The sequence below is a fragment of the Nocardia sp. NPDC056000 genome, assembly GCF_042269265.1.
Classification (GTDB): Bacteria; Actinomycetota; Actinomycetes; order Mycobacteriales; family Mycobacteriaceae; genus Nocardia.
On record NZ_JBHJXS010000009.1, the window covers coordinates 438,419 to 458,428 of the forward strand.

Sequence of the window (20,010 nt, forward strand, 5' to 3'; positions counted from 1 at the left end):
AGTCCTGCGCACAGTAGCCGTTTCAACCGGAGGTGACACCGTGATGTGGGTGCTGCCCAACCCGAGAGGACTGAGCGCCCACTGCACACTCGGCGCTATCGCTATGGAATTTCGCCTACGGCGTGAGGAAGTCGAAAGTGACTTCGGTGCAATATAGGTGGTGATTCGATCATTCGATCCGGGGCGCGAGGTATTGCAGGGTATAGCTTGTGCCGGAAGGGGCTACGCGGGCGATGCCGGGAGAGTCGAGATGGGCACCGGCCACGAAATGATTTGGTAGGGACAGCCGTTCGAGCAGGGCTGCTCGCGCGACTCGGGCTTTGGCTTGGTCGCTGTCGAATTCCCAGGACACCTCCGGCTGGTCGAACTGGAGCGTCGGGACGTGCACGGTGTCGCCCCAGATGAGGAGATGGCCTGCGCTGCTCGCGATTTCGTAGACCGTGTGGCCAGGTGTGTGGCCCGGCGTCGGGATGGCGGTGGTCCAGTCGTTGATCGCGATCCGATGCGCTACGGGCACGACTCGGTCGCGCAACGGATCGAGGCGGCCGGTGAATACCGCGGCGTCGCCCGCGCCGATCCACACGCGCTCGAGTTTGGCGAACGCCTCCGAACCGTCCGGTGTGATCAATCCGCTCACGTGGTCTTCGTGGTTGTGGGTTATGGCCACATCGGTGATCTGGGCGCTATCGACGCCCGCTTCGTCGAGCGCGGCGTAGATCAATCCCATGGTGGGGTCGTGCCAATTGTCGGACGCACCGGTATCGATGAGAACCGACCGCGTGCCGTCGGTGACGTAGAAGGCGTTGACCGAAAGCCGCAGGTTGTCGCCCACCAGCGGCACGGCGACCGGCAATACGGGGAGTGTGCGTCCTTGCTCGTCGCGGAGCCGGGTCGGCGGCATATCGATGTACCCGTCTCGCAACGAGATCACCTGCAGCTCACCGAATTCGAATCGGGCATGGTGCCGGCCACTCGAGATCAAACGCATGGAAACTCCGTCAGGTTGGCGCATATCGCGTGTCTTCAATAGAAGACTGTATCTTCTTTAGAAGAAATCTACACTGTGGGAGGCGAACGCACCCATCGATCGAGGAGCACGGTGACCGAGCGAGACGACAACGCGGCCGAACCCCCGCACGATGACGAGCGGGCCGACGTGTTCGGCGGCAATGTGCGGCGCCGCCGTGAGGCGGCGGGCCTGACCCTGGAACAGCTGTCCATTCGGTCATCGGTCAGCAGGGCGATGCTGTCCAAAGTCGAACGCGGAGAGAAGAGTCCGACGATCGGCGTCGCGTCGAAGATCGCCCAAGCGCTCGACGCGTCACTCTCGGACCTGATCGGCGGTCCGGCCGCAGCACCCGGGGTAGCGGTCGTCATGCGCGAGAACGAACGTGCCGTATTCCGTGATCCGGAAACAGGTTTCGAGCGGCATATGGTCTCGGCGGCTCCCGGTGCGGCCGGAGCCGAGATGATCGTCCACTACCTCCCCGCACAGATCTCCACCGGACTGCTGCCCGCGAATCCGACGGGTACGGAAAAGCAGCTCATGGTGCTCGACGGCACCCTCACGGTCTTGATCGGCGGAATCACCGAAACCCTGAATGCCGGTGACTCTCTGTTCCTTCAGGCAGACACCGCCCACGGCTTCGCCAACCACACCGGCGCGCCCTGCCGATACATCATGTTCATCTCCCGCAGGTCCTGACTTTGCCAAGCGACGCCGCCGTCAGTGTTCGAAGTAATCCTGAACTCCGTTGTGGGGAAGCGGTTCCGAGGGCGGCGGGGGAGCGGGTGCATCCTGTACAGGCGCTGCCGTTCGGGTGACCGTCATGGCAAGCAGTGCCAGGACCGTCACGATCAGCACGTGTGCGGTGAGCATGACCAGCATGGGGAGCACGAACCCCTCGTTGGTGAGAGCGCCATGGTCGCCGACGCAGTACAGGGTGTAGTTGGTCGAGGTGCCTTCGGAATCATGGAAGGTATCCGAGACAACCATGGGCTCGGTGCCGGAGGAACAGAACAGCGGTGCGGTGAGTTTTGCTTCGCCGGGCCAGATCGCCACGGGCACAACGGTGCTCAGGGTGCCGACGAATAACCCGGTCGAAAGGGCTGCGAGTACACGTGGCATCGGCTATACCTGCTGGACTCGGAGGAAAGCGCCGGTGTGGTCGAATTCCGCGACCGCTTCCGAACGGGCGGAGACGATATTGGCCACGATGCGGATATCGCGGCCGAAGCGGCTGACCACCAGCGCGGTGACCTGACCGTCGGGGATACCACTGCGGGTACGGGCGGTGTCGACGATATCTTCGATTCGGGACAGACCGGGAACCTCGCCGATGGTGAAATTCTCGGCGTCGAGGTCATCGAAAGCCGATACCCGCGCCGGAGTCGGAGCACTGAGATCGCCGAGGGTGAACGAGTAGTCGTCCATCGTGCGCGCCGGCCCGGGCGGGCGGACACGCAAGCGAACGGTGGGCTCGCGCGCCGTGAAATCGCCCCCGGACAGGAACCTGGTCACCTGGGCGGGCTGATTGTTCAGGACGAGCCGGAACCCGCTGGAGTTCGGCGCGGTGAGCAGCATGACGTTCACGGTGGGGTCGGTCACCCCGAGCTCCCGACCCAATGCGGCAACCGCGGCTTCGGGCAGCGCGCTGACCAATCCGCCACCGCGCGTACGAATCCGGTCCTCGAAGTCCGCGCGGTCCACCGCGCCGATGCACGCGCTGGTACCGCAGAGCACGGCCGCGCAGAGCAGGATGCGGAACCAGTTGCCACGGTGCATATCCCGAATGCTAAGCGTTGCGAGCCGATTGCGCCGGGGAGGAGATCGCTCCGCCGCCCGCATCTCTCGACAAGTCCGAACTAGCATCTCTTGAAACAGATACCACGATATCGTATAGTACGAAATCGTGGTATCTGAGATGAACTCATCCGATTGGTCGGCGGTGCTGGCGGTGCAGCGGGCGACTCACGCCACCCTGCAAGTCCTCTCGGCGCAGCTGGTCGACCTGGATTTGACCGCGTCCGAGATCAACGCGTTGGCGAATCTCGCCGACGGCCGCGGGCGCACCGTGTCCGAATTGGGTGCCGCCGTGGGTTCGCGACCCACCACGCTTACCAGCGTGCTGGATCGTCTCGAGCGGCGTGGCCACGTCACTCGGGGGAACCGCCCGGGAGATCGCCGGGCGGTTCTGATCGAGCTCACCTCGTCCGGACTGGAAACAGCCGCCATCATCCGGAAAGCCATCGCCGATCTGGAGCGCCGCGCGCTCGCGGGACTGTCCGCGGAGGCGGTCGCGGGTCTGCGCGCCGCATTACACGCCCTCACAGAGGTGTCCTCATGACCTCGCCACACTCCGAAACACCCACCGAATTCGATCATTTGATGGCCGAAGTGATGACCACCGCCGAGCGGTTCGGCCACCGCGAACACGTGCATCTGACCTGGCTCGCCGTTCGCCGCCGCGGCGTGTCCGCGGCAATCGACTTGATCAGCAACGGTATTCAGCGAACCGCACGCTATGCGGGCGCGCCGCAGAAGTACAACGTGACCGTCAGTCGCGCCTGGGTGGAACTGGTCGGGCACCACGCGATCGATTCCGGTGAAGCCGATTTCACCGTGTTCGCCGATCACCATCGCGTCCTGCTCGACAAACGCCTGCTGACCCGCTTCTACCGACCGGGAACCCTGGCTTTGCCTCGGGCAAAGCGCGATTGGGTCGAACCGGACCTGCGGCCCTTCCCCTGGCGCGAATAACAGTCTGCGCCAGGGATGTTCACCTTCGCGGAGGGAATCGATGTCAACCGAGAACGCGGGCACCTTGAGCCCTGCCCAGGAAGCGCGACTGCGCGAAAGCATCGGTCGCCAAACCCTGCTCGGCACACTGGGAATCGGCATCACGAGCCTGGCCCCCGGTCGCGTCGTCCTCGAACTACCGTTTCGCGAGGACCTGTGCCAGCAGAACGGTTTCGTCCACGCCGGTGCCATCACCACCTTGGCCGACTCGGCCTGCGGTTACGCCGCCATGTCATTGCAACCGCCCGACCGTGACATCCTCACCGTGGAATTCAAGGTCAACCTCATGAGTCCCCCTGTTGGACAGCGATTTCTGGCGACCGCGACGGTGGTGAAGTCCGGCCGCACCCTCACCGTCTGCACAGCCGAGGTCGTGTCCGACACCAACGGCGCAGGCCCGGTCGCTCTCATGCAGGCCACTCTCATGGCGTTGCCGACCTCCTAATGGATTCCCGTACTGGTCTTCTGCGGGGCTGTGGAAACGGCGCGGATGGAGCTGTGGTGGAGTCTGACCCCCACCACGAGCACAAGGAGCAGCACCGCACTCGTGCCCCAGGTTCCGAAGGCCAATCCGCCCTTGTCATGCGGTTTGGACAACAGATCGCCGACGGTCGCGCCGAGGGGACGAGTGAGGATGAAGGCTGTCCAGAACAGCAGCACGCCGGAAATCGGCGTGAGGTAATGCGCCGCGAGAATGACAGCCATGATCAGGGCGATGAGCGCGGCGCTGCCCCAGTAGCCGAGGCCGGAGCTGTCGGACAGATAGTCACCGACCGAGGTGCCGAGCGTGTTCGACAGCAGAATCGCTGACCAGTAGAGGATTTCACCGCGCCGGGTGGTGATCGCGGAGACGTCGTAGGTCTGCCCGCTCAGCTTCCAGATGGTGAAAACGATTGTGAGACCGGTGATCAGGACGACCGCGCCGCCGCCGTAGCCGAGCCCGCCGTCGGTGGAGGTGTCCGAGCCGGGACCGCGATTGAGCAGGTCGGAGATCGTCGTGCCCGCCGTGCTGGTGGCGGCGATGACCGTCCAATACAGGGCGGGGTGAAAGCGGTTCGCGCGCAATTGGATCAGCAGACTGATCGCGAAGATCGCCAGGAACAGCACCGAGGCGGCGGCGTAGCCGAGGTTCAGGGTTTGCGCGAGCAGATCGCCGCCGGTCTCACCGAGGGTGGTGGCGGCGATCTTCAGGATCCAGAAACCGGCGGTGACCTGTGGGAGCTTGTAATCACCCCGTATTGCGGTGGCCATCATCCGTGCAGTCCGAAGTACGCCAGGCTGCCCACGCCCGCGATGAGGCTGTAGATCGCGAACGGGGTCAGGGTCTTGGTTTCGAAGTACGCGGTCAGGAATTTCACCGAAATGTAGGACAGCACACCGGCTACCACCGAGCCCGCGAGTGCGGGGCCGAGGATGTCGTGGTTCTCGGGCTTGAACAGTTCCGGTGTCTTGAGGACTCCGGCGGCCAGGATGACCGGGGTCGCGAGCAGGAACGCGAAGCGGGCGGCGTCCTCGTGGCGCAGGCCCTTGAACAGTCCGGCGGCGATGGTCGAGCCGGAGCGGCTGATGCCCGGGCACAGTGCGGCGATCTGCGCGGAACCGATGAGTACGGCGTCCCGCATCCCGAGCTTGGACAGCTGGGTATCGGAGGCTTGGTCGTGATCGATGATCGGCAATACCGTGGTCTCCAGAGTGGAAAGATCCGCTGAATACCCTGTCGGAGTAGCTATTTCGGTGACTTTCGGCTCACGCCTGCGCAGCTTCTCGGCGGACAGCAGAACAATTCCGTTGATCGCCAAGAAGATCGATGTCGGAATCGGGGTGCCGAGATGGTTGCGCACGGTCTTCTCGAGTGCCAATCCGGCCAGCCCCACCGGGATCGTGGCGACGATGAGCAGCACGCCCAGCCGTGCCTCGGGTGTGCGAATCCGGCGTGTACGCGCGGTATCCCAGAGTCCGGCCACGATGCGGACCCAGTCGCGCCAGAAGAAGATCACCAGGGCGAGTGCGGTCGCCACATGCATGGCTACCAGTAAGGCCAGGTAAGGAGAGTCCTTGGCGGACATATCCAAATCCCGCGCCCATTGCCCGCCGATCCAGGCGGGCAGCAGAATGCTGTGCCCGAGACTGGAAATGGGGAACAGTTCGCTCACCCCCTGGAGTGCGCCGACGACGATGGATTCCAGATAGCTGATGGCCATGCACAGTCCTATTCGGTGAGTATGAGCGTGCTCGACGACCCGCAGTGTGTTGAAACCGTCTGCGGGCCAAGGTGATTAGTGGAGGTGTGGTCCTGCTATCCCAAGGTGGTGAGCAAAGTGGTCAGCGCCTGGGATTCGGTGATCGGGTCCGGCTTGCTCGCCCGCACTGCCTTCAATGCCGCATCGATCTGGCCATCGATCACAGTCCAGGATTTGCCGTCGATGGCCTGCAACGTGTCCTGGTCACGGTCCCAGGCGGTTTCGAGATCCTTGATTCGAGACTTGGCGTCATTCTGTTGTCCCGCTTGCACTTTGCTGAGGGTGTCTTGGGTGATGGCGCGAAAGTTCGCGATATCGCTCGACGGGAAGTGCGCCGCCGCCTGCCCCGGCGTGAGATCGGACGCGGATGCCGTGGCACCGGGTTCGTCGTCTCCGCCGACCGAAGCGTGCGGTTGCGCTGCGGCCCAGGCCACCAGCGCACCGGCTACGACGGCGACCACCGCGTAGTACCCGAGCATGAGTCGTTCTCGTGCCGGAGTGAAATCACGTGCGGCGGAGGTGTTTTGAGCGGAGATGACGTCGGCGCGGGTGCGGGTGAGATATACGACGGTGGCCAGGATCGCGGCCAGGAACAGCACGCTGGTGAGCGCGGTGCCCAGCCCGAGACCATGGTCCGCGGTGGGTGAGGCGAGCCAGTCACCGAGATTGGCGCCGAGCGGCCGGGTGAGGATGTAGGCGAGCCAGAAGGCCAGGACGGCATTGGCCCCCAGTCGCCAGCCCAGGACAACCGCGGCGATGAGCCCGGCGGGCAGCAGCACCGAGACACCGGGTCCCCATCCGGTCACCGACAGCGTCCAGTCGCCCGCGGCGGTCCCGAGGGCGAAGGTGACCAGCACCGCCAGCCAGTAGAACACCTCGCGCGGTGTGGTGATGATCGAGTGGATCGACAGCGTGCGTTCGCGCACGAACCACACGGCGAACACCACGGCCAGCACCGCGGCGAAGACGCTGGTGCTCACCACGAGTGGGACCGAGAGGCTGTCGGTGAGGATATCGGTGTAGAGGGTTCCGGTGACGCTGAGCACGACCACCGTCAGCCAGTACACGAACGGCACGTACCGGCTCAGCCACAGCTGCCAGCCCAGCACCCCGGCCAGAATCACGGTGAACAGCACCGCGGTCAGCCCGAGGCCGACCCCGAGGGTCATATTGATCCAGTCGGCGAAACTCTCCCCGACCGTGGTGCACAGGATCTTGATGACCCAGAACCACACGGTCACTTCCGGCACCTTGCTCAGCATCCGGCGACCGGTGCCGACCTGCGAATTCGTCATCTCCGTCACGGCTGGTGACCGTAGTCAGCAACCGCTGTGACAACGCTGAGAAGGATCCGACGCCCACCTGTCCGGCCAATGGACAGCGAGCTATTCGTTCGATGACCCGGGCCGATCGACCGGCGCGGCCGGGAGTTCGACAGCCAGCCGGGCGCCGCCCTGTGGCGAATCCTCGATCGTGATCGAACCCTGGTGCGCGCGAACGATTTCCGCGACGATCGCCAACCCGAGACCGGTCCCGCCGGAGGTGCGGGCGCGATCGTCTTCGAGACGGACGAACCGCTCGAGGACCCGCTCGCGCTCGGCGACCGGGATGCCCGGCCCGTCGTCGTCGACGATCACTCGCGCTGTGCCGGAACCGGATTCGACCGTGACCGAGATCCCGGTGCGAGCGTGGGCGGCAGCGTTGTCGGTCAGGTTCCGGATCACGCGGTGCAGCGCACTCGGATCGCCGACGACCCGGGCGGGATGCAGCCGCGCCTCCACCGCCAGCCCGGGGTGGTCGTGGCGGAGTGTCGCGACGGTGTTGGCGGCGAGATCATCGAGGTCGACATCGATTGTGGCCAGCCGCATTCCGTTCTCATCCGCCCCGGCCAGCGTGAGCATGTCCTCAACGAGCTGCTTGATCCGCTCGGCCTCGGGCAACGCGGTCGCGTTGATCATCTCCGCGTCGAGCATCCCGGGATGATCGCGACTGAGCTCGAGCGCGGCGATCACGGTCGCCAGCGGACTGCGCAGCTCATGCGAGGCATCGGCGATGAACCGGCGTCGCGCCGCATCCGATTCCTGAATCCGGTCGAGCATGGCGTTCATCGTCACCGCCAGCTGCGCGATCTCATCGGTGGTCTGCGGCACCGGAACTCGATCCCCCAGCCGCCCGGCATCGATCGCGGCGACCTGACGGCGGATCGCTTCCACCGAGGTCAGCGACCGCCCGACCAGAGCGTATGTCGCCGTGGCGGAAGCCAATAGCACCAGGGGAGCCAGCACCGCCACCACGAGCCCGACATTGCGAACGGTCTCCTCGGCCTCCTCATTGCTGACCGCGACCAGCACCGTGAAAACGCCGTCGGGCCCGGAGACGGTGCGGGTGGCCGCCCGCACATCATCGAGCTCGGGCACCTCGACACCGGGCGAGGAGTCCGGCACCGGGGTGATCAGCGGCTTCGACATCTCAGCCTCCGACGACGCCCGCACCACAGCGCCTTCGGCGTTGATCACCTGCACCGCGACAATCGTCCGATCCCGGGCGAACAGACCCTCATCGGCCTGCGCCGGCGCACGATGCGCGAGCTGCCCGGCCAACTCACTGGCCCGCCCCGACGCGGTGGAATCCACCGATTCCAGCAGTGACTGATACATCAGCCACAGGCCCGCGAGCGCGCCGAGGGCGAACACGACCGCGAGCACCGCGGTACTCAGCACCGCCGACCGCACGCGCAATCCCCACCGGGCGGGCCGCAGCAGTACTGACACATCAACCATGTCCGCCATCATGCAGCCCACATCGCTCCGACCGCTGTTCACTCTCAGCGTGTTCACAGCGGACTACCGGCAGCGTGGTGACGATGATGCGAATGCCCGCGGGCGGCCGCGGCCGGTGAGTCGATAGCCCTCTCGCGCTCGGTTCGAGGTTCACTGGTATTCGACCGAATCAGGGTAGGAGGCACGAGATCAGCGCGGTTGCGACTCCGGGCGTCGGACTGGCGGTCGTCTGCGTTGTGCTGGTCGCGGGCGCGGCAGCGGTGTATCGGGTCGCGCAGCTCGGACCGGTGATCACCGCGCCCGCCGCGGCCGTGCGGGCCGTGGTCCAACTCGCCGCTGTCGCATCGGTGTTGGCGGTTGCGCTCGCGCATCTGTGGTCTTCGCTGCTGGTGCTGCTGGTGATGTTCGGGGCGGCGGTCGTCACGGCCGCACGACGCAGTGACGCGGGATGGTCGGGGGCGTGGCTGGTGCTGTCGTTGAGTGCGGGAGCGGTCGCCGCGCTGTTGCCGATGCTGGTCGGCGGGGTGGTTCCGATGACAGGTATAGCGGTGGTACCGGTCGGCGGAATCGTTCTCGGCGGCGCCATGACCGCGACATCGCTGGCGGCCCGTCGTGCCCTGGACGCGCTGGTCATCGGGCACGGGGAATTCGAGGCCGCGCTGAGTCTGGGGTTCACCGATCGGGATGCCCGGTGGGAAGTCGTCATTCGCACCGCGAGTGACGCGCTGCTGCCCGGTGTCGATCAGACTCGCACCGTCGGATTGGTCACGCTGCCAGGTGCTTTCGTAGGTGTGCTGCTCGCCAGCGGCTCCGCGGTGCAGGCGGCGGCGGTGCAGGTGCTGGTGCTGCTGGGGCTGTTGCTCGCGCAATCGGTGGCGGTCGCGGTTACCGTCGAGTTGATCTCACGCGGCTGGATTCAACGACGCGCGCACGAAAGCAACTGAATCGCACCAGTCCTATCCACCGACCGGAAGGTGATAGTCGTAATGGCTACAGCAACAACAGATCTCGCGGCATTCATTCGAGGGCTTCCGAAAGCCGAACTGCACCTGCACCTGGAAGGGACGCTCGAACCGGCATTGAAGTTCGCGCTGGCCAGCCGCAATGGCATCGAGTTGGCCGAATCTACCGTCGCCGAGGTCGAAGCGACGTACCAATTCCACGATCTGACCTCGTTCCTGCAGGTCTACTACCCGGCGATGCGCGTGCTGCAGCAGGCACAGGACTTCCACGACCTGGCCTTCGCCTATCTGACCAGGGCACACGCGGACGGTGTACGGCATGTCGAGATGTTCTTCGACCCGCAGGCGCACACCAGCCGCGGGGTGCGGTTCGATACCGTGATCTCCGGGTACCGGTCGGCAATTGTGCAGGCGCGCAGGGAGTTCGGCATGTCCGCCGAGCTGATCATGTGTTTCCTGCGCGATCAGTCCGCGGAATACGCGATGGCGACACTCATGGAAGCGCTGCCCTACAAGGAGTGGATCATCGGGGTCGGCCTCGACTCCGATGAGCGGGGCAATCCGCCGAGCAAATTCGCGGAGGTATTCGCGCGCGCCCGCCGCGAGGGTTTCCTGCTCACGATGCACTGCGATATCGACCAGGACAACTCGATCGAGCACATCCGCCAGGCGCTCGAAGATATCGGAGTGGACCGAATCGACCACGGCACCAACATTATCGAGAACGATGCGCTGGTGGAGCTCGCTCGATCCCGGGGGATCGCGTTCACCTGCTGCCCGGTATCGAACTCGTTCGTCACCCAGAGCGGCAAGTCCGAAGAGATCCTCACCCTGCTGAACCGCGGAATCCTGGTAACGGTCAACAGCGACGACCCATCGTACTTCGGTGCATACGCCGCGGATAACTATGTGGCCCTGACCAACTCGGCCGAAGTGACGATCGATCAGGTCGTGGCATTGGCCAAGAACTCATTCCAGGCATCATGGATTTCCACTGCCCGACGCGACGCCTTCCTGCTTGAAGTCGACCGATACGTCGGCGATAACACCTGATCGGTGAGGCGCTCAGGCGGAAGCCAGGGTGTCGAGCGAAACTTGCCATAGCCGTGCGGAATTGGCGGGGTCCAGGGCGTATGCGGCGACGCCGCGGCGGACGCCCGGGCGGTGCGGCTCCGCCTCGCTGCAGTCTTCGAAGTAGCGGCCGGTGACGCCCTCGAGTAACGGTGAGGCGGCCAGCAGGACCGAGGTGGCAGCGCCCTGGGCGGGGGTTTTCCATGACACCGCCGTGCTGTTGGGTTCGAACGATGCGGGTGCGTTCCCCGCGTCGTCGATATGCCTGCTCAGGTTGGTGTCGGGGATGCGTCCCGGGTTCAGGGCGTTGGCGGTGATCCCGTCGGCTGCCCAGCGCTTGCTCGCCTCGACCGCGAACAGGATATTGGCGGTTTTGGACTGCCCGTAGGCTTCCCATGCGTCATAGGGTCGGTGCAGGAAGTGGATGTCGTCGAACACCACCTCGCCGTTCACGTGCCCCACCGAACTCACCACGACGATTCGCGCGTTGCCCGCCGCCGCGAGCAAGTCGTGCAGACCGGTCGTCAGGGCGAAATGTCCGAGATGGTTGGTGGCGAACTGCATTTCCCAGCCCTGTGGGGTACGCATTTCCGGCGTGGCCATGATTCCCGCGTTGTTGACCAGAATGTGCAGCGGCCCTTGCCAATCGGCGACGAACCGCGCGATCGAGGATTGGTCGGCGAGGTCGAGTGGAGCGACGAATACCTGCTTGTTGCCGGTCTCGGCGATGAGGTCGCGCGCGACGAGTTCACCCGCGGCGACATTGCGCACGGCCAGGGTCACTTCGGCATTCGCGTTCGCGAGGGCGCGGGCGGTTTCGGTGCCGATCCCGGACGCGCCGCCGGTGACGATGGCGCGCCGACCGGTGCAGTCGACTCCGGCGATGACCTCGGCGGCGGTCGACTGCGCGCCGAACGGGGTGGTGATGCGATTGCTGCTCATGACAACGCTTCTTTCTGATTGCGGAGAATTCGGATCGAGCGGACCGTCCCCTACACTCATAAACGGAGCCGCGTCCGCTTACCGAGGATAAGCGGAGCCGACTCCGCTTGGCAAGACCGTCCCCGACCGATGAGAGACCATGGCACCCGACAACGCCCGCCCACTCCGCGCCGACGCCCAGGTCAACCACGACCGTCTCCTCGAGGCCGCAGCGCGCGCATTCGCTGCCGACGGGACCGGCGCATCGCTCAAGGCGATCGCCAAGGACGCCGGTGTCGGAATCGGCACCCTCTACCGCCGGTTCCCCACCCGCGAAACCCTGGTCGAGGCGACCTATCGCAATGAGGTCGCCCGGCTGTGCGACTCAGCGCCGGATCTGCTCACCACAATGCCTGCGACACAGGCGCTTCGCGTCTGGATGGACCACTTCGTCGACTTCATGGCGACGAAGAACGCGATGATCGAGGCCCTGCGCACGGTGCTCATGTCCGAAGCCGACATCATGAATACCCGTGCGCTGCTGGCGAGTTCGCTGGCCCTGCTCATGACCGCCGGTGCAGCGGATCACACGATTCGCACCGACGTCGACCCGAACGATGTCTTGATGGGCTTGGGCGGAATAACCCTGATCGCAGGAGAACCCGAACAACGAGATCTGGCCGGCCGATTGCTGGATCTGCTCGTGGACGGCTTGCGCGACCATACCTCGACCGCGTGAGTTGCCACTGGTCGACGGGCGGTTCCGGCGGGGCGATATCAGTTGGTGCAGAGCATCTTTGGGCTATCCGGCGTACGCGGCCCGCCGTGCCTGAGTGATGAGGTCGGCCAAGCGGGGGTGTGTTCTGTCGGGGTGGTGTACGAGACCGAGTGTGGTTCCCGGGGCGTCGATGACGGGGACCGCTCGCACGTGCTCACCGAGCCGGGGGATGACGTCGTGGCTGGCGAGTGTCGAGGCATTGCGCAGATGGACGTGGTCGATAATCTCATCCAGGTCGAGATCCGGGCATGTATGCAGATGGCCGGGCAGCGCGGTGATCTCATCGAGCTGTAGCGAATAACGTTGCGCGAGTGGATGATTCCTCGGCAGCAGCGCGACGGTTGGCTGTTCGATCAACTCCTCGGTGTGCAGCGGCGCGGGCGCGGTGGTGAGGCAGGTGAGCGCGGCGTCGGCATCACCGTCGAGCACGGCCCGGGCGGGACTTCGGGTGAGGTGTACGCGGATCGGAATCGGGAGCGCCAAGCCCTCGCCGCGAGCCAGAATGTCATGCAGCAGAACGGATCCGATCGCCGGGCGGACCGCAAGACTCAGCGGGCGCGACGCGTCGCTGGACCGTACCCGTTCGACGGCGGCACGGGTGGCGGCGAGGATCGCCCGCCCATCGGCGGCGAAGGCGAACCCGGCGTCGGTGGGCGTGACCGCGCGGCTGGTGCGCTCGAAAAGCCGGACTCCCAGCCGTCTTTCGAGCCTGGCGATGGCCCGCGACAGCGGTGGCTGGGTAATGCCCAAGCGCGCGGCGGCCCGAGTGAAGCTGAGTTCATCGGCGACCGCGACGACGTACTCGAGGTCCGCGAAGTCCACCTGATCCATACCCACAGGGTATGGGTAACAGTCGATATCGTGCATAGCTCGTCGGCGCGTATGCGGGTGTACTCGAGTCATGACCGCAGCGCAGATATCAGCACACACCACCGCCGATCCGGCCGCACAGGATCCCTACCGGCTGATTCCCGAGGTATTCGCCCACTACGTCCGAGCAGCCGACCACCGCGATCCGCAGCGCATGTCGGCACTGTTCGCCCCCGAGGCGACAGTGCGGATCTACTATCGCGGCGCAGGCGAGCCGGAACTGCTGGCGGAACTGACCGGCGCTGCCACTATCGGCGCGGCGGTGGCAGCGGGCATGGCACCGCACCCACCGCTGGGCTGGAGCCACCACACCCTCCTCAACCCGATCGTCACCGTCGAAGGCGACCAAGGCGCATTCGACGCGCAGTTCATCGTCTACAACGCCCACGGCCTGGCCCGCCCGGCCGAGGGCTGGCCGCCGACCGCGTTCGGTGCCCAGGGCACGATCGTCCCCATCGAGTGCGGATACGCGCGGGCCCAACTGCAACGCGAACGAACACGCTGGCTGATAACAGAATTGGTGATCGAACACGATCTGCCCTACGCCTTCCCCGCCCCGTGACCGTGCTCGCGGTACGGCTGGTCGCGCCCGACGCCCGCGACCACGAACACGCCGTTACGGTGGGGCAGGGACCCGAACCCGACGCCCCCGCGGAGTGGACCACCGTTCGAATGCGCGCGGCCACCATCAATGCCAGCGATTTCGCGACCATGCGAGGTCACGGCGCAGACCGCGCCAGACTGCCGACGATCCTCGGCTCCGATGGCGCAGGAATCGACGCCGCGGGCAACGAGGTCATCATCTACCCGATCATCGGCGATCCGACCTGCCATTTCGACGACCCGATGCTGGACCCGACATTGCGCATGCTGTCCCAAGGCATCGATGGCACCTTCGCGCAGACGGTGCACGTGCCCGCAGCGAATCTGATCCCGAAACCACCCGAATTGTCCTGGGAGGCAGCCGCATGCCTGGGCACCGCCTGGCTGACCGCCTACCGCGCGCTATTCACCCGCGCCGCGATCCGACCCGGCGAAACGGTGCTGGTCCACGGTGCGGGCGGCGGAATTGCCACCGCCGCAATCATTCTCGCTAGTGCGGGCGGCGCGCGAGTCTGGGTGATTTCGAGAACCCCAGCCCGTGCCGAACGCGCCGTCACCGAACTCGGTGCGGACGCCGCTTTCGGTGTCGGAGACCCGCTCCCGGACCTGGTCGATGTGGTGATCGACTGCGTCGGCACCAGCGTCGATCACGCACTGACCCGGTTGCGCCCCGGCGGACGACTGGTCCTCATCGGCGTGGCCGGTGGCGCACCGGTCGCCCCGATCGACCTACCCAAGGTATTCATCGGATCCCTATCGATCCTGGGCACCGCCATGGGCTCACCGACAGAACTGACCCGGCTGGCCGCACTCTGCGCCCGCGCCGATATCGCGATCCCCATCGATTCGGTATGGCCACTCGACGCGGCACATGCGGCCTTCACCCGGGCTCGCAGTGGCGAAGCGTTCGGCAAGATCGTGCTCCACTGCGACTGACCTACCGCGTACGGCGCAGCTGAAGCAGGGCGCTATTGCGCTGCGACGCTGGCGAATTAGTCGATGCGCCTGGCGATCTCGGGAAACCGGGTCCGAATCACTTCTGGACGGTGCGGGCAAGGATGCCGAGGGTGGCTCGCAGCGCCGACTCGGGGATGATCGGGAAGATCGACGCCTCACGGTAGCGAGGCGCGATCTTGCTCCAGTCGTAGTACGACGTGACCAGTGTGCCGGTGTCGTTCTCCTGCAGGCGATAGCCGTACAGGTGCTCGATGGGCGGCTGGATTGTTCCCGAGATCGTCCATTCGAGCTGTCGGTCCGGCTCGAATTCGGTGATGATCACGGTCACGTCGTACCTGCCCATTGGCAGGTCATTGAGCGATTCGCGGTCCATGTGGACGATGAACGTGTCCCCGACGCCGGTAACCGGCTTTCCCTCCGCCGATTGCAGCATGCCCGAACTGTCGATCGCCACATGTCCTGCGGGCGAGCACAGCAGCGCGAAGATCTCCGAGGGAGACGCGCTGATCTGACGCTGGACCTCGAACCGTTCTACCGTCATGTCCCCCACCCTCGCACACTCCGCACCATCGTGGACTGCGGCGGAGCAGAGGTCCGGCGGGCGAGGGCACACCGGCGGCGAGGTGAGTGTCAGCGTCCGCTGCCCCGCGCGGCGGGTGTCAGCGCTCGATCCGCCAGGCAGGAGAGCAATCCGCGGGTGAGTTCGGCACGGTCGAGATCGCGGCCGATGAAGACGACCTTGCCGGTGCGGTCCTGGTCGAGCCACGGGGTCGAGGGGCGGAGTTCGAATACCTCGTGCACGCCCTGCAATACGAAGCGGCGCGGGTCCTGCTCGACCGCGAACAACCCTTTCATGCGATAGACCTCGCCACCGTGCTCGCTCAGGTGCGCGGTCAGCCAGTCGCGGAGAGCGTGCTGGTCGAGGGCTCCATCCAGTTCGATGCCGACCGAGGTGAGGGTCGGATCGTGCTGGTGCCCATCATCTTCGAGCCAGTGCGGATCACCCGCCATGGGTCGGGACAGATCGAAGGCGGCGATGCCGAGCACATCGGCGAGGTCAACGTCCGCGTAGCGGGACGCGATGATGTCGGCGGTGGCGTTGATGGCGCGCACTTCGCGTTCGACCGCCGCCAGTTCGGGGGCGTCGACCAGGTCGACCTTGTTGACCACGATGCGATCGGCGAAGGCGATCTGATCGACCACCGTGGATCCCAGTCCGTCGTGGCCGGTTTCGGCGAGGTGGCCGCGAATGTGCTTGGCGTCCACCAGCGTAACGATGGCGTCCAGGGTGAAGTTCGCGCTGATCTCCTCATCGACGAAGAAGGTCTGCGCCACCGGATTGGGGTCGGCGAGCCCGCTGGTCTCGATGAGAATGCGATCGAAGCGGTCGCTGCGTTCGAGCAGCGAGCGCAGGATCTCGATCAGATCGGTGCGTGCGGTGCAGCACAGGCAGCAGCCGTTGCTCATCTCGATGATCTTCTCGTCGGCGTTGAGCACGAGATCGTTATCGATCGGGATCTCCCCGAACTCGTTCTCGATCACCGCGATTCGATGCCCGTGCTGGGCGGTCAGAATGTGATTGACCAGCGTCGTCTTACCGGATCCGAGGAATCCGGTCAGGACGGTCACCGGGATCTTGTTGTGCTCAGCCATGATTCGCTCCTGTCGTGAGGGTGGTGAGGAGGGTGCGCGCACGGGACATCGCTTCGTCGGATATCTCGATGCGCCTGCCCTCGAATGCGGGTCCGCGGGTGGCGTCCAATCCCATGCGCGAGGTGGTGCCGTCGCTGGTGGAGGACGGATCCAGTGGTGATCCGGGCAGCCCGTCCACGGTGAGAATGTCGCGGTGCGGCTGGAAATGCGTGGCCAGCGCCCACAGCACCGCCGCGTCATCGGTGAGGTCGATATCGCTGTCGACCGCGATGACGGTCTTGAGGTACGGATCCCAGCCCAGCAGTCCGAGCATGATCTGCCGGGCCTGCCCCGGGCGGGACTGGCGCACCGCCACATAACAGTGGAAGTGCGTGCCCGAGGTCGGATAGTGCACCGCGGTCACATCCGGAAAACGCGCCTTGAGTTTCTCCGCCATCTCCGATTCCCGCGGCACGCGAGCGAGATTCAGATGTTCGGCGGTATTGCCACCTTCGACATCGAATAGCATCGGCTGCCGTCGCCGCAGGATGGTCTCGACCCGCAGCACATTGTTGGTGGAGCGATTGGACGAGTAGCCGGAGAACTCGCCGAACGGCCCCTCCTGCGCGTGCGCGTCGGGATCGATCACGCCCTCCAGCACGAAGTCCGACCAGGCCGGAACGCCGATGCCGTATACGGGGGTCGCCACCACATCCAGCGGTTCGCCGAACAGCCCGCCCGCGACCGCCCGCTCATCGACGTCGTACCCCACCCGCGCGGACGCGGCGAGCATGAACAGCGGATGCCCGCCGATCACCATGGCCACCGGCATCGGCTCACCGCGTTCGGCATAGCGTGCCAGCATGCGCCACAGATCGCCCCGCGAATGCAGACTGGTCGCCAACTCGGTCGGCGAGTGCACCATGGCCCGGTGGTAGCTCATGTTGCCTACGCCGGTGTCCGGATCGGTGGCCACGATCACGCCGCTGGTGATGTACGGCGCGCGATCGGAGGCGAAGTGGCGCAACATCGGTAGCGAACCCAGGTCCACCTCCGCGCCCGAGCGGACATTCTCGAGGATCGGCCCGGAATCGACGTACCGGGGTGACACCGGCGCGGCCGCGCGTGCGGCGAAGGTCTCATGCAGCTGCTCCGGACGCGTTCCCAACATGCGCGCGATACGGGTGCGGGAGGCGAACATATTGCTCACCACCGGCACCTCGATGCCATTCACCTTGCGGCACAACAGCATCTCCTCGCGACCGCGCGTGGCGAGTTCGTAGATCAATCCCGTGACGCCCTGATCGGCGGCCACGACATCATCGATCACCAGCACGTCCTCGGGATACTCGGCCCGGTATCGGTCGACGAAGGCGTGCGAATCCTGTTGTGGGGCAAGGTCTTCATAGATCATCGGGCGGCTCCGGTCAGTCGGTCGGCGGGCAGCGGACCCTGCCAGCGGGGAAACAGGTCGTGCTCGATGCCGAACTGGTCGAGGATCTTCCCGCTCAGATGCGCGAGCAACGCCTCGATCGAATCGGGCCGCTGATAGAACGCGGGCACCGGCGGCAGGACGATCGCTCCGGCCTCGGTCACGGCGGTCATGTTGCGCAAATGCACCAGACTCAAAGGGGTTTCGCGGGTCACCAGCACCAGGCGGCGGCGCTCCTTGAGGCAGACATCGGCCGCTCGGCCCAGCAGATCATCGGAGTAGCCGTGCGCGATACCCGCCAGCGTCTTCATCGAACACGGCACCACCACCATGCCCATGGTGAGAAACGACCCGGAGGCGATGGAGGCGGCAATATCGCCGCGCTGATGCGTCACGTCGGCGAGTGCGCTGAGCTCTTCCGGCCGCAGACCTGTTTCGAGTTCGAGGGTGCGATGAGCGGCCCGCGAAATCACCAAATGTGTTTCCACGACCCGCAATCGGCGCAATGCGGTCAGCAGATGGACTGCCAGCTGGGGTGCACTCGCACCGGTGACCCCCACGATGAGTCGTGGCTTGGCGGGGGCGAATCCGCCATCACGATATTCAGCAGACATGACGATCTTTCTCGGAGGAATGGAAGAGCGCGTTGAGCCCGATCGCGAGGATGGTTCCCGTCGCGACGCCGCTCTTGCAGAACATTTCGGCGAAATCGGGTAGCTGCCTGTAGAAGTTCGGCGCGAACGCGGGCACCAGCCCGACCGCCAGCGACAGCATGACGATGGTCAGATTGGCGGATCGGTCGAAATCCACCCGCGACAGAATCTGGATACCGGAGACGGTGAGCGCGCCGAAGGTCACGATGGCGGCCGCGCCGATCACCGGTTCCGGAATGGCCGCGGCCACCCGCCCGATCGGCTGGAACACCCCGAACAGGATCAGCAGCACGCCCACGACGACGACCGGATAGCGGCTGCGCACCTTGGTCAGTGCGATGAGACCGATGTTCTGACCGAATGTGGTGTACAGGAACCCATTACAGAAGCCGCTGCACAGCGTCATCAGCCCGTCCACGCGCAGCAGCCGCGCGATATCGTCGGGCCCCACCGGCTTGCCGACCACCTCACCGACCGCCAACCCCTGCCCCGAACCCTCGACCATCAGCACGAATACGATCACCAGAAACAGCAGGATCGACGGAATATCGAAGCGCAGCGCGCCGAAATGCATCGGGCCGATGATTCCGATGACGGGTCCGTGTGCGACCTGGGAGAGCGAACCGATCCCGACCGACCAGCCGATGATCGCGCCGACCACCAGCGCCAGCAGGATCGACAACTGTCCGAGCAGTCCGCGAAACAGCCGCCGGAACACCACCATCAACGCCACGGTGCCCGCCGCGAGACCGATATGGCTGAGCCGCCCGTAGTCGTGCGAGCTCGGATCGGAACCGGCGATGAGCCGGATACCGACCGGAATGAGGGTCAGTCCGATCAGGGTGATCACCGTGCCGGTCACCACGGCGGGAAACAGTCGCAGCAACAGGCTGAAGTATGGCGCGGCCAGTATCCAGATCAGGCCCGCGATCAACAGTGAGCCGTAAACGGTTGGCAGCCCGTGACTTTGGCCGACCAGGACCATCGGCACGATCCCGCTGGAGGCGGCTCCCACCACCAGTGGCATGCGAATGCCGAACTTCCACACCCCCGCAGCCTGGATGAGGGTGCCCACCCCAGCGAGGATCAGGTCGATGCTGATCAAATCCGCGATCTGCGCGCCAGTCAGACCGAGCGCGGCGCCGACGACGATGGGGACCACGACCGCACCCGCGTACATCACCAGGGTGTGCTGCAAGCCGAGTAATACCATGTGCCAGAACGGCGGTCGCTGATCTACCGCGTGGATATCGCCGCTGGTCTCCGCTGTATCCCGTTCGGGTACATCGCGTTCGGGCTGTTCCAGTGCCAT

General features: G+C 65.3%; 23 protein-coding genes. 9 read left to right on the forward strand and 14 right to left on the reverse strand.

The annotated features are described in order from the left end of the window. Positions 1-169: 169 nt before the first annotated feature. The gene (locus tag ACFC4D_RS27345; RefSeq protein WP_376067775.1) at positions 170-988 is read right to left on the reverse strand and encodes an MBL fold metallo-hydrolase; all 819 of its coding nucleotides are present in this window, start codon (positions 986-988) and stop codon (positions 170-172) included. A 111-nt stretch (positions 989-1,099) separates the two neighbouring features. Between ACFC4D_RS27345 and ACFC4D_RS27350 the strand changes: the two genes are divergently transcribed. Continuing rightward, positions 1,100-1,705, forward strand: a complete 606-nt coding sequence (locus ACFC4D_RS27350) for a helix-turn-helix domain-containing protein (RefSeq protein ID WP_376067777.1) — start codon at positions 1,100-1,102, stop codon at positions 1,703-1,705. A 21-nt stretch (positions 1,706-1,726) separates the two neighbouring features. Here ACFC4D_RS27350 and ACFC4D_RS27355 read toward each other — a convergent pair whose 3' ends face one another. Together ACFC4D_RS27355 and ACFC4D_RS27360 are read right to left on the reverse strand one after the other, a co-directional pair. Beyond that, positions 1,727-2,128, reverse strand: a complete 402-nt coding sequence (locus tag ACFC4D_RS27355; protein WP_376067778.1) for a hypothetical protein — start codon at positions 2,126-2,128, stop codon at positions 1,727-1,729. A gap of 3 nt (positions 2,129-2,131) precedes the next feature. Further along, a complete protein-coding gene (locus tag ACFC4D_RS27360; protein WP_376067780.1) occupies positions 2,132-2,785 on the reverse strand; it encodes a hypothetical protein in 654 nt (217 codons plus the stop codon). Positions 2,786-2,924: 139 nt separating this feature from the next. Here ACFC4D_RS27360 and ACFC4D_RS27365 point away from each other — a divergent pair, with 139 nt between their 5' ends. Genes ACFC4D_RS27365 through ACFC4D_RS27375 form a run of 3 tightly spaced genes read left to right on the forward strand, consistent with a single transcriptional unit; the run spans position 2,925 to position 4,244 of the window. Continuing rightward, entirely contained in the window at positions 2,925-3,347 is a 423-nt protein-coding gene (locus tag ACFC4D_RS27365) for a MarR family winged helix-turn-helix transcriptional regulator (RefSeq protein WP_376067781.1), read from the forward strand. Then, positions 3,344-3,760 (forward strand): hypothetical protein, encoded by a 417-nt coding sequence (locus ACFC4D_RS27370; protein WP_376067783.1) that lies wholly within the window; start codon positions 3,344-3,346, stop codon positions 3,758-3,760. The genes ACFC4D_RS27365 and ACFC4D_RS27370 overlap by 4 nt, the downstream gene beginning before the upstream one ends. 40 nt (positions 3,761-3,800) lie before the next feature. Then, entirely contained in the window at positions 3,801-4,244 is a 444-nt protein-coding gene (locus ACFC4D_RS27375; protein WP_376067785.1) for a PaaI family thioesterase, read from the forward strand. On the opposite strand, the gene ACFC4D_RS27380 is transcribed toward ACFC4D_RS27375, so the two are convergent. The 4 genes from ACFC4D_RS27380 to ACFC4D_RS27395 all read right to left on the reverse strand — a co-directional run bounded on the left by ACFC4D_RS27380 (position 4,241) and on the right by ACFC4D_RS27395 (position 8,819). Next, positions 4,241-5,053, reverse strand: coding sequence for a hypothetical protein (locus ACFC4D_RS27380; protein WP_376067787.1), 813 nt, complete (start codon positions 5,051-5,053; stop codon positions 4,241-4,243). The two genes, ACFC4D_RS27375 and ACFC4D_RS27380, sit on opposite strands and share 4 nt — an antisense overlap. Beyond that, positions 5,050-6,006: an undecaprenyl-diphosphate phosphatase gene (locus ACFC4D_RS27385; RefSeq protein ID WP_376067832.1), complete on the reverse strand. Its 957-nt coding sequence runs from the start codon at positions 6,004-6,006 to the stop codon at positions 5,050-5,052. Before ACFC4D_RS27385 ends, ACFC4D_RS27380 begins: the two co-directional genes overlap by 4 nt. A gap of 89 nt (positions 6,007-6,095) precedes the next feature. Further along, on the reverse strand, positions 6,096-7,334 hold the full coding sequence (locus tag ACFC4D_RS27390) for a hypothetical protein (protein WP_376067834.1): 1,239 nt from the start codon (positions 7,332-7,334) through the stop codon (positions 6,096-6,098). 90 nt (positions 7,335-7,424) lie between these two features. Then, positions 7,425-8,819 (reverse strand): sensor histidine kinase, encoded by a 1,395-nt coding sequence (locus tag ACFC4D_RS27395; RefSeq protein ID WP_376067788.1) that lies wholly within the window; start codon positions 8,817-8,819, stop codon positions 7,425-7,427. A gap of 236 nt (positions 8,820-9,055) precedes the next feature. On the opposite strand from ACFC4D_RS27395, the gene ACFC4D_RS27400 reads away from it, so the two are divergent. Together ACFC4D_RS27400 and add are read left to right on the forward strand one after the other, a co-directional pair. Next, positions 9,056-9,763 (forward strand): ABC transporter permease, encoded by a 708-nt coding sequence (locus tag ACFC4D_RS27400; protein ID WP_376067790.1) that lies wholly within the window; start codon positions 9,056-9,058, stop codon positions 9,761-9,763. 42 nt (positions 9,764-9,805) lie between these two features. Then, positions 9,806-10,834 (forward strand): adenosine deaminase, encoded by a 1,029-nt coding sequence (gene add / locus ACFC4D_RS27405; protein ID WP_376067792.1) that lies wholly within the window; start codon positions 9,806-9,808, stop codon positions 10,832-10,834. A gap of 12 nt (positions 10,835-10,846) precedes the next feature. Here add and ACFC4D_RS27410 read toward each other — a convergent pair whose 3' ends face one another. Beyond that, positions 10,847-11,794: an SDR family NAD(P)-dependent oxidoreductase gene (locus ACFC4D_RS27410; RefSeq protein WP_376067794.1), complete on the reverse strand. Its 948-nt coding sequence runs from the start codon at positions 11,792-11,794 to the stop codon at positions 10,847-10,849. Between the two features lie 139 nt (positions 11,795-11,933). Here ACFC4D_RS27410 and ACFC4D_RS27415 point away from each other — a divergent pair, with 139 nt between their 5' ends. After that, entirely contained in the window at positions 11,934-12,512 is a 579-nt protein-coding gene (locus ACFC4D_RS27415; protein WP_376067796.1) for a TetR/AcrR family transcriptional regulator, read from the forward strand. A 63-nt stretch (positions 12,513-12,575) separates the two neighbouring features. On the opposite strand, the gene ACFC4D_RS27420 is transcribed toward ACFC4D_RS27415, so the two are convergent. After that, the gene (locus ACFC4D_RS27420) at positions 12,576-13,382 is read right to left on the reverse strand and encodes a LysR family transcriptional regulator (protein WP_376067798.1); all 807 of its coding nucleotides are present in this window, start codon (positions 13,380-13,382) and stop codon (positions 12,576-12,578) included. Between the two features lie 70 nt (positions 13,383-13,452). Between ACFC4D_RS27420 and ACFC4D_RS27425 the strand changes: the two genes are divergently transcribed. Then, complete coding sequence (locus ACFC4D_RS27425; RefSeq protein ID WP_376067800.1) at positions 13,453-13,983, forward strand: nuclear transport factor 2 family protein; 531 nt, start codon at positions 13,453-13,455, stop codon at positions 13,981-13,983. Then, positions 13,980-14,960 (forward strand): zinc-binding dehydrogenase, encoded by a 981-nt coding sequence (locus ACFC4D_RS27430; RefSeq protein ID WP_376067802.1) that lies wholly within the window; start codon positions 13,980-13,982, stop codon positions 14,958-14,960. The genes ACFC4D_RS27425 and ACFC4D_RS27430 overlap by 4 nt, the downstream gene beginning before the upstream one ends. 97 nt (positions 14,961-15,057) lie before the next feature. Here the strand turns inward: ACFC4D_RS27430 and ACFC4D_RS27435 are convergent, their stop codons facing one another. The 5 genes from ACFC4D_RS27435 to ACFC4D_RS27455 all read right to left on the reverse strand — a co-directional run bounded on the left by ACFC4D_RS27435 (position 15,058) and on the right by ACFC4D_RS27455 (position 20,010). Further along, the gene (locus ACFC4D_RS27435; RefSeq protein ID WP_376067804.1) at positions 15,058-15,522 is read right to left on the reverse strand and encodes a polyketide cyclase; all 465 of its coding nucleotides are present in this window, start codon (positions 15,520-15,522) and stop codon (positions 15,058-15,060) included. Between the two features lie 89 nt (positions 15,523-15,611). Next, entirely contained in the window at positions 15,612-16,634 is a 1,023-nt protein-coding gene (locus ACFC4D_RS27440) for a CobW family GTP-binding protein (RefSeq protein WP_376067806.1), read from the reverse strand. Next, positions 16,627-18,027 (reverse strand): UbiD family decarboxylase, encoded by a 1,401-nt coding sequence (locus tag ACFC4D_RS27445; RefSeq protein ID WP_376067808.1) that lies wholly within the window; start codon positions 18,025-18,027, stop codon positions 16,627-16,629. The genes ACFC4D_RS27440 and ACFC4D_RS27445 overlap by 8 nt, the downstream gene beginning before the upstream one ends. After that, on the reverse strand, positions 18,024-18,659 hold the full coding sequence (locus tag ACFC4D_RS27450; RefSeq protein WP_376067810.1) for a UbiX family flavin prenyltransferase: 636 nt from the start codon (positions 18,657-18,659) through the stop codon (positions 18,024-18,026). Before ACFC4D_RS27450 ends, ACFC4D_RS27445 begins: the two co-directional genes overlap by 4 nt. Beyond that, a complete protein-coding gene (locus ACFC4D_RS27455; RefSeq protein ID WP_376067812.1) occupies positions 18,649-20,010 on the reverse strand; it encodes a nucleobase:cation symporter-2 family protein in 1,362 nt (453 codons plus the stop codon). Before ACFC4D_RS27455 ends, ACFC4D_RS27450 begins: the two co-directional genes overlap by 11 nt.